Genomic DNA, 13,893 nt, shown 5'->3' with positions numbered 1-13,893 from the left:
ATATGTAATGTCGGAAAAGAGATTGATAGGAGATTACCCGGTGATCGGCATCCGTCCCATCATAGATGCCAGAAAGGGGATTCTGGATGTGAGGGGCTCCCTTGAGGGACAGACCATGGCAATGGCCCAGGCGGCAAAGCAGCTGCTGGAAACGAATTTAAAATATACGGACGGCAGTCCGGTGAGAGTGATCATTGCGGACCAGACCATTGGACGTGTGGCGGAGAGCGCTGCATGTGCGGAGAAGTTCAAAAAGGAAGGGGTGGATATTACCCTTTCCGTAACCCCCTGCTGGTGTTACGGGTCCGAGACCATGGATATGGACCCCATGACGATCAAAGGTGTGTGGGGCCTGAATGCCACAGAGCGCCCCGGGGCCGTTTATCTGGCCTCTGTGCTGGCCGGATACGGGAGAAAGGGGCTGCCCGCTTTTGGAATCTATGGGAAGGATGTACAGGATGCGGATGACACAGAGATCCCAAGGGACGTGCAGGAGAAGCTTCTGCGTTTCGGACGTGCCGCAGTGGCCGCAGCCACCATGAGAGGAAAATCCTACCTGCAGATCGGCGCTGCCTGCATGGGTATTTCCGGTTCCGCCATTGACCCTGACTTTTTTGAGGAATATCTGGGTATGAGGGTGGAATCCGTGGATGAGGTAGAGGTGCTGCGCCGGATCGAACTGGAGATCTACGATCAGAAGGAATATGAGAAGGCCCTGGCATGGACCAAGGAAAAGTGCCCGGAAGGGTTTGACAAGAATCCGGAACATGCAAGGCATACCAGGGAGCAGAAGGAGAAAAACTGGGAATTTACAGTGAAATGCGCCCTGGTAATCAAGGATCTGATGAACGGAAACAAAAGACTTGCACAGGGCTGTTCAGAGGAGATGCTGGGCCACAATGCACTGGCAGCCGGTTTTCAGGGGCAGAGGCAGTGGACGGATTATCTTCCCAATACGGATTTCCCGGAAGCGATCCTCAACTCCTCCTTTGACTGGAACGGAGCCCGCGAACCGTATATCCTGGCCACAGAAAATGATACGTTAAACGGGGCCAGTATGCTGTTCTTAAAACTTCTGACAAACCGCGCCCAGATGTTTGCCGATGTGCGCACCTGCTGGTCGGGGGATGGGGTCAGACGGGTTACGGGATATGAACTGGAAGGACATGCAAAGGAGGCTGACGGTTTCATCCATCTGATCAATTCCGGGGCCTGCTGTCTGGATGCATGCGCAGAGGCAAGGGATGGATCGGGAAAACCGGTGATCAAACCTTTCTGGGAAATGTCAAAGGAGGACGTGGATGCCTGCCTGAAGGCCACAACCTGGTGTGAGGCGGATCTGGGATACTTCCGGGGAGGAGGCTATTCTTCACGCTTTGAGACTAAATGCGAGATGCCTATGACCATGATCCGGCTGAACATAATAAAAGGGATCGGTCCGGTGGTACAGATTGCAGAAGGATGGAGCGTGGAGCTTCCAAAAGAGGTTTCGGATGTGATATGGAAACGGACGGATTACACCTGGCCCTGTACCTGGTTTGCACCCAGGACAACACCGGCGGGCGTCTTTAAAAGCGCCTATGATGTGATGAATAACTGGGGAGCCAACCATGGCGCCATCAGCTATGGCCATGTGGGAGCGGACGTCATTTCCCTCTGCTCCATGCTGCGCATTCCTGTATGCATGCACAATGTGCCGGAGGAAACCATATTCCGTCCCGCATGCTGGAACGCATACGGGATGGATAAAGAGGGGCAGGATTTCAGGGCCTGCGCCGCTTACGGGCCATTATACAAATAACAGATCAGTTTTTCCAGTTTCGGATCTCCAGCAGGCCGGGCACCAGAACATTGGCGCTGGTCTGCAGGATGATCCTTCCTTTTTCAGCTGTGGCACCGGAGGGATCGCCCCCAATGCCGATGGGTTTTCCCTCCGCTGTTTTCCAGTCCTCCGATACCCAGCCGATGGATACGGGGCCATAGGGCTGCAGGGACTGATTGTCTTTAAAGGCTGCCGGAATGCCTGGTTCTGAGGTCTCAAGCTTTACAAGGGACGGGTCCACGGCCATGACCATGGAAGTCTCCATCTCGCCGCCATGGAAATCCCATATATTTCCTTCCGAAACGGTGGCCTTTACATCAGGATGGCTGAAGGCACCGGAGGACAGGATAAAGGGGGAGATCCCCAGTTCACTTCTCAGCTCGCGGCTCAGAACCTGTGCAATGGGGGCATTTCCTCCATGGCAGACAAGGAGGGCCAGTTTTTTGAAGCCATGGTGGGCCAGGCTGGCGCATATGTCATACAGCATGTGGTAGTAGGTATCCGGCTTTAAGGTGACGGAACCGCAGAAATTCCTGTGCTCAGTGCTGAGCCCCACGGGGATGACCGGGAATATGAGCATGGGGAAGTCCGGGTCCTGGGCTTCCAACGCCTTTTTCAGATACTCCGTCATTGCCTGGGCAATGATGTCATCCGTGCCCAGGGGAGCCTGGTTCCCGTGCTGTTCCAGGGCGCCCAGGGGGATGAGGACAATGGTCTCCTCCCTGTCAATTTGTTCCATCTCAAGTCTTGTAAGTTCACTGTAATTTCTAATCATATTCTGCAACATCCTCCTGAACATCCATTCCCATTCGCTCTAGTGCTGGTTCGCCGGTTTCAGGGCCGGATAGACGGCCTTCAGACGGTTATACAGCAGATATCCCACAAAATAATTTAACCCCAGCTTCAGGATATTAAAGGGGATGGTGGCCATGACAATGAAGGTGGTCAGGTTGGTGATGGCCGGGTTTACGGAAGCCACCATGGAAACCACGCTGTCAAGGGATACACCCATTGCCTTTGCGTACAGGGGCAGGGTGATGAATGCGTTGCAGAAACAGGCAAAGGCGGTCCTCACAACAATACTGGCAGCCAGTCCTGTGACGGCAGCTTTGCGGCTTTTGCCCATCTTGTTATATACCGCCCATAATGGAAGGACAAACAGGGCCACTCCGATCAGGTTGGACAGTTCGCCAACGTACATGGAATTTGTTCCCACGGTTATAAGCTTAATAAGGATCTTGATGATCTCCACCCAGGCGGCGGAAGCAGGGCCGAACATGAACAGGGCCATGATGGATGGGACATCGCTGAAATCCACCTTGTAAAAAGGCGGCATCAGGGGAACGGAAAATTCCAGGGACATGAGGGCGCCTGCTATGGCTGCCAGCATGCCGGTGTAGATCAGTTTCTGAATACTCCACTTTGATTTCATAACATAACCTCCTTAAATTCAATATCAGATGTTTTGCAATGAAACAAGTCCTTTGGTAAAACCTTGTTAAACCGTTGGATCATAAAGCTGCGCGGCACGTCTTTACATCAAAAAACCCAGAGCCATAGGGGCCTGGGAGTCATAAACAATTCAATATAAATAACGGCATATGCTTCATTATCCATATGAATTCAATCGCCTTCTCTCATCCAGACTATACTGTCGGTTTTGGAATCTCACCAAATCAACCGCCTAAGCGGGTCGCGGACTATACCGCCGGTAGGGAATCACACCCTGCCCCGAAGAACTTATTCATTTGCTTATTTTAGCGTAGCACAAATGGCCTCGGAAGTCAATGGGGTTACAGGGAGTTCGTTTGGAAAAACTGCACAATTTTCTTTTTGTAATGATGTGCAGAATCACTGTTTACAACCAACGTAGGATGTAGTATATTAATGACATGAAACATAGAACGTAGGATGTAGGATATATAGAAAAAAGGACAGGGATCAAAGGAGGATCATCATGAAAGTGGCATTGGTTTACACAAGTACAACACCTGAACTGATTGAGCTGGTGGAAAAGGAAGTAGGGGCAGCGCTCCCGGCGGATACGGAGGTTGCAAGCTATCAGGACCCCTCCATTCTGGCGGAAGTCAGGGATGCGGGTTATGTGACGGCCCCTCCCGCAGCCCGGCTGGTGGGGATGTATATGAAGGCGGTTACGGAGGGAGCGGACGCGGTCCTGAACCTGTGTTCATCCGTGGGAGAAGTGGCGGATGCGGCCCAGGATATCGGCAGGTTTACAGGTATCCCCATTGTCCGAGTGGATGAGGAGATGTGCAGGGAGGCGGTGAGGCAGGGCAGAAGGATCGGCGTTATGGCCACCCTTCCAACCACATTAAACCCAACCAAGAATACCATACTGCGGGTTGCCAGGGAGATGAACCGCCGGGTGGAGCTGGTGGATGCACTGGTGGACGGGGCGTTCGGCCTTGACCAGGAGCAGTTTAAGGCCCTGATGAGCCGGTATGCAGGGGAGATCGCGGACCAGGTGGATGTGATCCTCTTTGCCCAGGGGTCCATGGCATACTGTGAAGAGTATATTCATGAAAAGTATGGTAAAGTAGTACTATCCAGTCCCAGGTTTGGGGCGGCCGCTTTAAAAGATGCGCTTGTGAGAAAGGGATTGCTGTAAGGGGCCGGAATGCGGTCTTTAAGTGCTCGTAACGAAAGGAGAGGGAAGCATGTTTAAAAGGTTAAAAAGGACAGCTGCAGTCATATGCGCCGCAGCCCTGATCTGCTCCATGACAGCCTGCGGCTCGGCCCAGGACAAGAAAGTGGTACTTCATTTTACACACACCCAAAGCCCGGGATCCATCAGCGACCTGACAGCCCAGGAGTTTAAGCGGTTGGTGCAGGAGAAAAGCAACGGACGGATCGAGGTTAACATATATTCCAACTGCGGCCTTTCAGGCGGCGACCTGACAAAGGCCATTGAACTGGTACAGGCGGGCAATATCGACATCCATTCCTGCGCGCCGCCTAATATTGCCAACTATGATAAGAAGTTTTACTCCTTCTGGCTCCCCTTCCTGTTTCCCAACTCAGATGACCTGCTGGCTTTCTGCCACAGTGAGAAGGTCTATCAGGTGGTAAACGGGTGGTGCAACGACCTGGAGATGGAGATGCTGGGGATCAACAACGCAGGTTCCAGACAGATTTCCAACAGCAAAAAAGAGATCACAAAACCGGAAGATTTAAAGGGGATGAACATCCGTGTGCCGGGCGCCAATATTTTCATTGATCTTTACAGGAATTATTTTGGGGCAAACCCCACGGCCATGGATTTCTCAGAAGTATATACCTCCCTTCAGCAAAAGACCATTGACGGACAGGAGAATCCCATTGCCGTGTTTGATTCCTCCAAGTTTGCGGAAGTTCAGCAGTATGTAACTTTGTGGGACGGTGTCAGGGATACCACCATCTGGGTGATGAGCCAGAGGACCATGGAGAAGCTGTCGCCGGAGGACCAGGCCCTGGTAAAAGAGTGTGCAACAGAGGCCCTGGACTGGGGGAATGAGTACCTGGCGCAAAACGAGGAGGCCATTATCCAGAAACTGAGGGACGGCGGGACAACCATCACAGCGCTGACGGATGAACAGAAGGCGGAGTTCCAGAAAGCCTGCGCCGGCATTTATGATGATTACGCCCAGTCAGTGGGACAGGATGTGATCGATCTGTTCACCGGCGGTTACAAAGAATAACGAGGAGGAACGTTATGAAGGAAAAAGGCTTATTAAAGGATTTCTGGGAGAACTTTGAGGAATACCTGTGCTCCGCTGCACTGCTTATCATGACCCTGGTTACGTTTATGAATGTATTTTCCAGAAAGATCTCCTGGTTTAACATGTCATTTACCCAGGAACTGGTGACCACCATGTTTGTGTGGGTGTGCTGCCTGGCAGCTGCCAGTGTGTTTAAGACAGATTCCCATATGGGGTTTAATTATCTCACAGATAAGTTTCAGGGCGCGGCCCGAAGAACTTACCGTATGTGCCGGCTTTTGCTGTGTACGGCCAATTATGGGATCTGGATCATATGGGGAATCCAGATGGTTTACAGGCAGTATCATTACAATCTGCTGACCGGCGTCCTGGAGATGCCCCAGTGGACCATCGGGATCGCCATTCCCCTGTCGGCCGTGTGTTCCATTATCCGTATGGTACAGTATGAGATCAGGTTAGCAAAGGAGGGAGAATAGTATGTCAGCAGCAATTCTTTTTGGTTCCATGGCAGTGATGATCGTCCTTGGCATTCCCATTGCCATTGTGCTGGGAGTATCCAGCGCCCTCACCCTCCTGTTCTCGGGAGCGCCCTTGGGGGTGATTCCGTCCATGATGCAGGCCACGGTGCAGAAGTTTTCCCTCCTTACCATCCCTTTGTTTGTGCTTGCGGGGGCGATCATGGATAAAGGCGGCATTTCCAAGCGCCTGATCAACCTGGCGGACAGCATCATCGGGCCGGTTCACGGTGGACTTGGGTACGTGGCAGTGGTGGCAGCCCTGTTCTTTGCAGCCATATCCGGCTCCGGTACGGCCACGGTTGCTGCCATGGGTTCCATCCTGATACCTGCCATGGTAAAGCAGGGGTATGACGCAGGATTTTCCAGCGCCCTTTCCGCCATATCCGGCTCCCTGGGAACCGTGATCCCGCCCAGCATCACTTTTATCATCTATGGCATGATCACCGGTGAATCCATAGGGGATCTGTTCCTTTCCGGTATTGTGCCGGGACTGATATTCGGGTTTGTACTCTGTATCATGGTCTTTATCCAGTCCAAAAAGCATGGGTGGAAGGGCGAGACAAAGAGGGCGTCCGCCAAGGAGATCGGAAGGCTGTTTTTAGACACGGTGTGGGGGCTGTTAAGCCCGGTCATTGTACTGGGAGGCATCTATTCAGGGCTGTTTACACCCACCGAGGCAGCGGCCGTTGCCGTTGTGTACAGCCTGATCGTGGGGATCTTTGTCTATAGGGAACTGCGCTTTAAGGAACTGAAGGAGACGCTGTTCTCAACCGCCAAGACAACGGGCATGATCCTGCTGATCATCATGAACGCAGGTATCTTCTCCTGGGTACTGACCCAGCAGGGCATAGCCGCTAACCTTACGGAGATGGCCCTGGCCCTTACGGATAACAAGTATATTATGCTGTTTATCATCAATATTGTGTTCCTGTGTGCCGGCTGCGTAATGGACAACACCAGCGCCCTTTATATCCTGGTCCCCATCATCATGCCCATTGCCAAGTCTCTGGATATCAACATGATCCAACTGGGCGTGATCCTGGTGCTGAACCTGTCCATCGGCCAGGTGACACCTCCCGTAGGGCCAAACCTGTATGTGGCCGCGGACATCGGAAAGGTGAAATTCGAGGTGATCTGCCGGAAAATGGTGCCGTTGCTGCTGATGTCGCTGATTGCCCTGTTTGCCATCACATACATACCGGCGCTGAGTCTCTGCCTGATTCCTTCATAACAGTATTTTAACGTAAGATTGCGCTGAACCAACATATGATGTATACTTATGGATAAGTGGGCCGCCCGGCCGGTTAGCAGGGAAGCTTACCGGACCAGGACGGTATACATCCCGCGTAAGCGGCCGCAGCAGGCAGGCTGACGCGTTTGCAGCAAAGGAGGTTCAGCATGGAGAAAACCAGTTTTTTAAAGGAAGCTGTCGGAGGACAGTCGGTTGTAAATAAGATTGTAGATAACATTACCAATGCTATTATAAATGGAGAACTTAACCCGGGAGATAAGATCCCCACAGAGGCAGAATTGTCGGAGTCCATGGGAGTGGGAAGAAATTCGGTCAGGGAAGCCATTAAGGTGCTGGAGGCTTACGGCGTGGTACATATCAAGCGGGCGGAAGGTACTTTTGTGAGCCAGGAGTATGACAGTAAGATGATCTATCCCGTACTGTACGGGATCATTTTACAAAAGGATTCCACCAAGCAGATCGTGGAGCTGCGCAAAGTAATTGACGTGGGGCTTCTTCAGCTGGCCGTGGACAAATTAAAGTCCAGGGAACTGGAAAAGTCCCAGATGGAAGCCATCGAACATGCCATGGAGGAGCTGGAGCGCCAGGCCCATATGGATATGCCCCAGGTGAAGAACCTGTTTGAGGCGGATGTGCAGTTCCATATGGCCATTGTGGGGATTACGGAGAATGTGATGCTCCAGTCCATCTGCAATTACGTGGATAAGATCACACGCCGTTCCCGCATGTCTACCATAGACCAGATATTCCAGGCAGGGGATGTTGAGAACTTTCTGGATATGCACCGCAGGATCGTAAAGCTTTTGCAGGACAGGGATGCCGCGGGGATCTACGGGATTGTGGAGGAGCATTACCAGTACTGGGCAAAAGTAAAAGATGAATCGTGAATGATCGTGAATGGTAACAGCATGGCAATGCACCGGGTCTGAGACAGTGGGGCGCCGGCTGGCGGTTGCTGCAAAGGATGACTGTGGGCGTGAAGGTCGCTGTGAAGGTCGGTAATGCAGCAGCCGCTTTTTATTTACCAGGATAGAAACAAAATGAAAATGAAACTTGGAGGCAGGATATGATATACAGAAAAAAATGTGAACTGGAAACAGTCCCCATAGAGGGATGCATGGGCGGCAAGGGAACCGTCAAAATGGAAAAGCTTCTCTGCGCACCGGAAGAAATGATGGGAAAGGGAAGGGCCTATGTGCGCCACATCTTAAACCCGGGTGTTTCCATTGGGATGCACACCCATGAAGGCGAGATGGAGACCATGGTGATTATCAGCGGAAAGGCGGTGCACACGGTCAACGGGCAGGAGCAGCATCTGGAGGCCGGGGATATGATCGCGGCCCAGCCGGGGGATACCCATGGGATCGCCCAGGAGGGAACGGAGCCTTTGGTACTCATTGCACAGGTCCTTTACGCCTAGACCAGAGAACAGAGGGCATAGAGAAAGACATGAACGCTATAAATGATGTAAAAGGATAGGGAGAATGACCATGAAAGATATGGAACAAAAGGTCCTTGTAAACGTTGCCCCGGTGGCGGCCACGGACAAGGTGATCATACCGGAAAAGATTGCAGAAGATGTATATGAATGCTATAAGGCAGGGGCCGCCATGGTGCACCTGCATGTGAGGGACAGGGAGGGGAACCTGACCAAGGATATGACATTGTTGGAAGAGACACTGGCCATGATAAGAAGGGATTCGGATATTGTGATCGAGGTGTCCACAGGCGGTGTTTCTGACCTGACCATTGAGGAGCGGTGTGCCCCGCTGTACTCTGGCCTTGTGGAGGCGTGCTCCCTGAATGTGGGCTCCACCAACCTGGGAAAGGCCGTTTACTGCAATCCCATGGATGATGTGGAATACTGCGTCAGGGAAATGCTGAAACAGAAAAAGACGCCTGAGGTGGAGACCTTTGAGATCGGACATACCTGGGCCATGACGCAGCTGATGAAAAAATATGAGTTTGCGGACCCGGTACTGTTCAGTGTTGTGCTGGGGCATGAGGGGGAAGCGCCCGCCACCCCACAGGCATTGGCAGCCATGATCCAGATGATCCCCGCAGGCACGATCTGGGGCATCACGCAGGCAAACCGAAGGGATTTTTCCCTTTTGGCCGGAGCAGTCGGAATGGGGGCCAAGACGGTGAGGATCGGCTTTGAGGACAGCAATTATCTGAATGCCGTAACGCAGGCGGATACCAATGCGCCCCTTGTTGCAAAGACGGTGCGGATGCTGCGGGCCATGGATAAGGAACCCATGACGCCTGGTGAAGCCAGGGAGTTTTTTGGTATAGGAAGATAGGAAATCTATACCGGGGAAGAGAGGAAGACAAATATGCTGGATGCAGATGTGTTAAAACAGTACCCTCAGATCGACTGCGGTGCTGTCCAGGCTTTACTGGAAACCAGATGCCGGGAGGACCGGCATAAGATTGTAGTGTTGGATGACGACCCTACCGGGGTACAGACGGTACACGGCATTTCCGTGTATACGGACTGGTCCTATGAAAGTGTAAAAAAGGGCTTTGAGGAGGAGAACAAACTCTTTTACATACTGACCAATTCCAGGGGCTTTACAGTGGAGCAGACCACCAGGGCCCATGTGGAGATCGGGGAGACCGTGGCAAAGGTGTCTGAGGAGACGGGAATCGATTATGTGATTGTCAGCAGGGGAGATTCCACCCTGAGGGGACACTATCCCCTGGAGACAGAGCTCCTTGCCCGGGTGGAGGAGAGCCATAGGGGAAAACCTGTGGACGGTGAGATCATCTGCCCGTATTTTAAGGAGGGCGGCCGTTTTACCATTGACAACATACACTATGTAAAGTATGGGGAGCAGCTGGTACCGGCAGGGGAGACGGAGTTTGCAGGCGATAAGACCTTTGGATACCATTCCTCTGATCTGAGGGAATATGTGGAGGAAAAGACAGAGGGCAGATACAGGGCCGCTGATGTGTTGAGCGTTTCCCTGGAGGAACTGCGCAGCCTGGATTACGATGGAATTACCCAAAAACTCCTGTCTCTCAGGGATTTTGGGAAAATTGTGGTCAATGCTGCGGATGCATGTGACCTGAAGGTATTCTGCATTGCTCTTTACAATGCCATGGATCATGGACACAGGTTTATGCTGCGCACAGCCGCCGGTTTTGTAAAGGAGTTTGGAGCGGTCAGTGACCGGCCCCTGCTCACCAGGGATGAGATGGTGGAAGAGGACCGGAAAACCGGGGGGATCATTGTGGTAGGCTCCCACACAAAAAAGACCACCATCCAGCTGGAGGCCTTAAGGCAGGTGCCTGGAATTGAGATGATCGAATTTAACTCCGACCTGGTTCTGGATGAGGCTAAATTCCAGGAGGAAATAAACACTGTCCTCATGCATGAGGAGGAATTGCTGGAGCAGGGCGTGACAGCAGTGGTATATACAAAGCGGAAGCTGCTTTCCCTGGAAAGTGACAGTCCCGAGGCAGCGCTTTTGAGGTCGGTCCGGATATCGGATGCGGTACAGTCACTGGTAGGACGGTTAAAAGTCACTCCCGCGTTTGTGGTGGCAAAGGGAGGGATCACATCCAGCGATGTGGGGACCAAAGCCCTTAAGGTCAGACAGGCCACTGTCCTGGGACAGATCCGCCCGGGGATACCGGTGTGGAAAACAGGCCCGGAGAGCCGGTTCCCAGGTACGCCCTATGTCATTTTCCCCGGAAATGTGGGGGAGGCGGAGACGCTGAGGGAAGCGGTGGAGGAATTGATGGGAAGATAGTAAGATATATTAAGAAGTTAAAACCCATTGGAGAAGCGTGATTTCTCTGATGGGTTTTGTTTGTTTTGAAGAAAAAATCATGTGGTTTAAGGCACATCAGGCAGTACAATCTGAATATTGTGATGAAACTAAAATCAGTCTGTAAAAAGGAAGAGTGGCAGAAGGTCAGGAAAAAGCTGTTGACATGCCCAAACGGGCAGATCATACAATATCAACTGTTGGAGAAAGAGAAGATGTATGACAGGTTTCTGGAGGAGGTGCTAAACTGTGGTTCTATCCATACTCTGAATCAGTATGAAACCGTTCTGAAAAGGATGTACCCGGACAGAGTGATGTCGGCTTACATTGCTTATGTAATTAAAGAAGGCCGGCTTTTAATATGTATGGGCGCTATTCTCCTTGCTGAGAGCATAGCGCCGTATGTTGTCAGATTTCATCCCATCCGGACCGGAAAACATGTAGTGCAGGTGATGCCAGGGGAGGCTTTGGTGGTCTTGATCACATGGGATCAGCCGTTACTTCACCAACCTTACATCCACCTCATATACCATCCCGGATCCACATGGAAGATAAGGCTCTGTCCAGGGGGACCCGTTAACCATAACAGAAGCGATCCGGTTGCATCCGTGGTCCTCGGTCTGGGTATAGCGGATGTTGTAAACCGCTCCCCGGAACTCCTTTGTGACAGAGCATTCCTTCCAGTCCGGCGGCAGGCATGGCTCCAGGCGCAGGCCGGGGATTTCGGCTTTGAGGCCAAGGACGTATTGGAACAGGGCCTTGGTCAGCCAGGCTCCGGTTGCGCTCCGCCAGGTCTGTCCCGCCGTTCCCAGACGGTAGCCTGTCTCCTCTGTAAAATAGGAGTTGCACATAATGTAGGGCTCACAGTATTTTTTATGGTATTCATGGTGGAAGGGAAGGATCTTTTGAAGACCCATCTGTACCTTTTGGTTGTCCTTTTGCATACTGTCCACAGCCAGCTTCCAGCAGCAGGGATGGAGGTAAACGCCCCCGTTTTCATGGACGCCTGCGGGTTTCTGGGTCATCTGGCCAATGGTATCCACATAGCTGTGGTAGGCGGGCCAGGATACCAGGGTCCCCAGATCGGTTTCCAGGTATTTGTCCACGGCATCCATTATCTTCTGCTTTCTCTCACCCTCGGCAACCTGGGCCAGGACTGCCCAGAGCTGGGGGATCAGATAGATCTTTCCCTCCCGGCAGGACATGGAGCCCAGAGGCTCGCCCTGGTCATTAAAGGCATCGATGTAGTATTCACCGTCCCATCCTGTCTCGTTTATGATATCCTTCATTTCCTGGCCGCGGAGCCGGGAGAAGAACAAGTCTTCTTTCCTGTCAAGGGCCAGGGCCAGGGCGCCGAATCTCTCATTGGCCCGGCACCACGCAAGGGAAAGCCAGACGCTGGAGCCTTTTCCCTCTAATCCGGCCTGGTTCATCATATCATTCCAGTCACCGCCCCATAATTTGACCAGCCCATGGATTCCCCGGAAATCCCAGAGAAAATCCACGGCGCGTTTTACATGCTCATAGACGCTGGCTTCTGAACCGTCATTAAAGGGCACGGATTCCTCCAGGCATTTGACATCGCCCAGTTCCTCAATGATGGAAGCCGCAGCCATGGGGATCCATACCGCGCAGTCTGCAAAGTTGTTGTCACGTATCTCCCCGTCCAGCCAGGTTCTGGGAGCATACCCATTGCTGTACTGAAAGGTCAGAGCACGCTTGAAACGTTCCCAGGCCAGCTGCGGGTTAAAGGAAGCCAGGCATTCGCTGTCGCTTACCATGTCCCTGTATCCGTTGTGGCGCACCCTGGCCCAGCGGCTGCCCATGTTGGTCTGGTGCTTGGTCCAGAAGTTGATGAGGCAGTTAAGGGACTCGTCAGGGGTGCGGATGGTTACGCCCTTTTCCTGTGCGGCATACTGCTCCCTGACATCCATGAGTCTCTGCTCCACGGTCCGGGCATTGTTTCTGCGGGCGGCTTCCTCCAGTTCACCGGAGGCTAGGGCCACGCCCAGTGCGTAATGGAACTGGGCCTCTTCTCCGGGCTTAAGGGTAACGGTGTGTTCAAGGGCCAGGCAGATCTTTTCCCCAATGCAGCAGCTTCCCGTACATCCGCCCATTGCCAGGGCGTCAGGCTCCTGTTCATTGCCGTAGGTTCCGATAAAAGCGTTCTTTCTTGTATCATATCCGCTTACCTCGCGGTCTGCCAGGAAGTAGGCGGAAACTTCCTGGAAGTTTTCCGACTGGATCTTGGCATAGGAGCGGGTGGCAACCCCGTTTAATTCAGGCCGGAAACCGGCTGTGTCCACGTTGTAGCCCTGGGGGCGGTACACACCATCGGTCTCAGTCTTGGCGTAGGGGATGACTTTGATGGTACGGATTCGGTTGGATGTATTTTTTACTTTGATGCTCCATATCTCCTCATTGGCATCCTGAGGCACAAAGATGCGGAAACTGCTGGAAATACCCATATATTGGGAGAATATCTCCGTATAACCGATTCCGTGCACACAGGAAAAATCCTGGTATTCCTTTTTTACGGGCAGTCCGTTGGCAGTCCAGTATTGGCTGCTTTCCGTGTCCAGGATATAGACCTGGCGGCTGTCCGCCAGCAGGATCCGCCGTCCCAGATGTCCCTGGATCAGGCTTTCGCCGTAGCCCACCTGGGAGGTAAATGTTATATAGCTGTCATTATATAGGTAGTTGTACCAGTGGCGGGGCGTATTGGGGGTGGTAATGACAAACTCGCTGCCCTGGTTTCTGAAATATCCGTATTCTTTCATGTGTTTATACTATCTCCTTCCGGGCC

12 protein-coding genes and 1 riboswitch are annotated in these 13,893 nt (G+C 52.5%); of the genes, 9 read left to right on the top strand and 3 right to left on the bottom strand.

The features are described 5' to 3' along the window. Window positions 1–7 precede the first annotated feature (7 nt). Window positions 8–1,801 carry an L-fucose isomerase gene (locus CLFS41_RS17405; protein ID WP_045092991.1) on the top strand — a complete coding sequence of 598 codons (1,794 nt, stop codon included), beginning with the start codon at window positions 8–10 and terminating at the stop codon, window positions 1,799–1,801. A 4-nt stretch (window positions 1,802–1,805) separates the two neighbouring features. On the opposite strand, the gene CLFS41_RS17400 is transcribed toward CLFS41_RS17405, so the two are convergent. Together CLFS41_RS17400 and CLFS41_RS17395 are read right to left on the bottom strand one after the other, a co-directional pair. Further along, window positions 1,806–2,597, bottom strand: coding sequence for a creatininase family protein (locus CLFS41_RS17400; protein WP_007861773.1), 792 nt, complete (start codon window positions 2,595–2,597; stop codon window positions 1,806–1,808). Between the two features lie 39 nt (window positions 2,598–2,636). Beyond that, window positions 2,637–3,254 (bottom strand): ECF transporter S component, encoded by a 618-nt coding sequence (locus CLFS41_RS17395; RefSeq protein WP_007861771.1) that lies wholly within the window; start codon window positions 3,252–3,254, stop codon window positions 2,637–2,639. Between the two features lie 193 nt (window positions 3,255–3,447). After that, window positions 3,448–3,565, bottom strand: a riboswitch (FMN riboswitch). 214 nt (window positions 3,566–3,779) lie between these two features. Between CLFS41_RS17395 and CLFS41_RS17390 the strand changes: the two genes are divergently transcribed. The 8 genes from CLFS41_RS17390 (at window position 3,780) to CLFS41_RS17355 (ending at window position 11,069) form a co-directional block, all read left to right on the top strand. Then, window positions 3,780–4,451: an aspartate/glutamate racemase family protein gene (locus CLFS41_RS17390; RefSeq protein WP_007861758.1), complete on the top strand. Its 672-nt coding sequence runs from the start codon at window positions 3,780–3,782 to the stop codon at window positions 4,449–4,451. Between the two features lie 49 nt (window positions 4,452–4,500). Beyond that, window positions 4,501–5,520, top strand: a complete 1,020-nt coding sequence (locus CLFS41_RS17385) for a DctP family TRAP transporter solute-binding subunit (protein ID WP_007861756.1) — start codon at window positions 4,501–4,503, stop codon at window positions 5,518–5,520. 14 nt (window positions 5,521–5,534) lie between these two features. Continuing rightward, complete coding sequence (locus CLFS41_RS17380; protein ID WP_007861755.1) at window positions 5,535–6,017, top strand: TRAP transporter small permease subunit; 483 nt, start codon at window positions 5,535–5,537, stop codon at window positions 6,015–6,017. Window position 6,018: 1 nt separating this feature from the next. Then, window positions 6,019–7,290: a TRAP transporter large permease gene (locus tag CLFS41_RS17375; protein WP_045092990.1), complete on the top strand. Its 1,272-nt coding sequence runs from the start codon at window positions 6,019–6,021 to the stop codon at window positions 7,288–7,290. A 167-nt stretch (window positions 7,291–7,457) separates the two neighbouring features. Continuing rightward, window positions 7,458–8,198 carry a GntR family transcriptional regulator gene (locus tag CLFS41_RS17370; RefSeq protein ID WP_007861753.1) on the top strand — a complete coding sequence of 247 codons (741 nt, stop codon included), beginning with the start codon at window positions 7,458–7,460 and terminating at the stop codon, window positions 8,196–8,198. Between the two features lie 179 nt (window positions 8,199–8,377). After that, window positions 8,378–8,731, top strand: coding sequence for a cupin domain-containing protein (locus tag CLFS41_RS17365; RefSeq protein ID WP_045092989.1), 354 nt, complete (start codon window positions 8,378–8,380; stop codon window positions 8,729–8,731). Window positions 8,732–8,801: 70 nt separating this feature from the next. Further along, complete coding sequence (locus CLFS41_RS17360; protein ID WP_045092988.1) at window positions 8,802–9,614, top strand: 3-keto-5-aminohexanoate cleavage protein; 813 nt, start codon at window positions 8,802–8,804, stop codon at window positions 9,612–9,614. Window positions 9,615–9,647: 33 nt separating this feature from the next. Beyond that, complete coding sequence (locus tag CLFS41_RS17355; protein ID WP_007861750.1) at window positions 9,648–11,069, top strand: four-carbon acid sugar kinase family protein; 1,422 nt, start codon at window positions 9,648–9,650, stop codon at window positions 11,067–11,069. 515 nt (window positions 11,070–11,584) lie between these two features. Here CLFS41_RS17355 and CLFS41_RS17350 read toward each other — a convergent pair. Beyond that, the gene (locus CLFS41_RS17350) at window positions 11,585–13,867 is read right to left on the bottom strand and encodes a hypothetical protein (RefSeq protein ID WP_045092987.1); all 2,283 of its coding nucleotides are present in this window, start codon (window positions 13,865–13,867) and stop codon (window positions 11,585–11,587) included. Window positions 13,868–13,893: the final 26 nt, after the last annotated feature.

Source organism: Clostridium sp. FS41 (genome assembly GCF_000954015.1).
In the GTDB taxonomy this organism is placed as follows: Bacteria; Bacillota; Clostridia; order Lachnospirales; family Lachnospiraceae; genus Enterocloster; species Enterocloster citroniae.
Note: the sequence above shows the minus strand (reverse complement) of the source record. Positions and strands in the feature narration are given on the sequence as shown.

What these genes read in the sequence shown, in the direction of transcription:
- CLFS41_RS17405 (WP_045092991.1), top strand. Translation starts at nt 8, where the DNA reads ATGTCGGAAAAGAGATTGATAGGAGATTACCCGGTGATCGGCATCCGT.
- CLFS41_RS17400 (WP_007861773.1), bottom strand. Translation starts at nt 2,597, where the DNA reads ATGATTAGAAATTACAGTGAACTTACAAGACTTGAGATGGAACAAATT.
- CLFS41_RS17395 (WP_007861771.1), bottom strand. Translation starts at nt 3,254, where the DNA reads ATGAAATCAAAGTGGAGTATTCAGAAACTGATCTACACCGGCATGCTG.
- CLFS41_RS17390 (WP_007861758.1), top strand. Translation starts at nt 3,780, where the DNA reads ATGAAAGTGGCATTGGTTTACACAAGTACAACACCTGAACTGATTGAG.
- CLFS41_RS17385 (WP_007861756.1), top strand. Translation starts at nt 4,501, where the DNA reads ATGTTTAAAAGGTTAAAAAGGACAGCTGCAGTCATATGCGCCGCAGCC.
- CLFS41_RS17380 (WP_007861755.1), top strand. Translation starts at nt 5,535, where the DNA reads ATGAAGGAAAAAGGCTTATTAAAGGATTTCTGGGAGAACTTTGAGGAA.
- CLFS41_RS17375 (WP_045092990.1), top strand. Translation starts at nt 6,019, where the DNA reads ATGTCAGCAGCAATTCTTTTTGGTTCCATGGCAGTGATGATCGTCCTT.
- CLFS41_RS17370 (WP_007861753.1), top strand. Translation starts at nt 7,458, where the DNA reads ATGGAGAAAACCAGTTTTTTAAAGGAAGCTGTCGGAGGACAGTCGGTT.
- CLFS41_RS17365 (WP_045092989.1), top strand. Translation starts at nt 8,378, where the DNA reads ATGATATACAGAAAAAAATGTGAACTGGAAACAGTCCCCATAGAGGGA.
- CLFS41_RS17360 (WP_045092988.1), top strand. Translation starts at nt 8,802, where the DNA reads ATGAAAGATATGGAACAAAAGGTCCTTGTAAACGTTGCCCCGGTGGCG.
- CLFS41_RS17355 (WP_007861750.1), top strand. Translation starts at nt 9,648, where the DNA reads ATGCTGGATGCAGATGTGTTAAAACAGTACCCTCAGATCGACTGCGGT.
- CLFS41_RS17350 (WP_045092987.1), bottom strand. Translation starts at nt 13,867, where the DNA reads ATGAAAGAATACGGATATTTCAGAAACCAGGGCAGCGAGTTTGTCATT.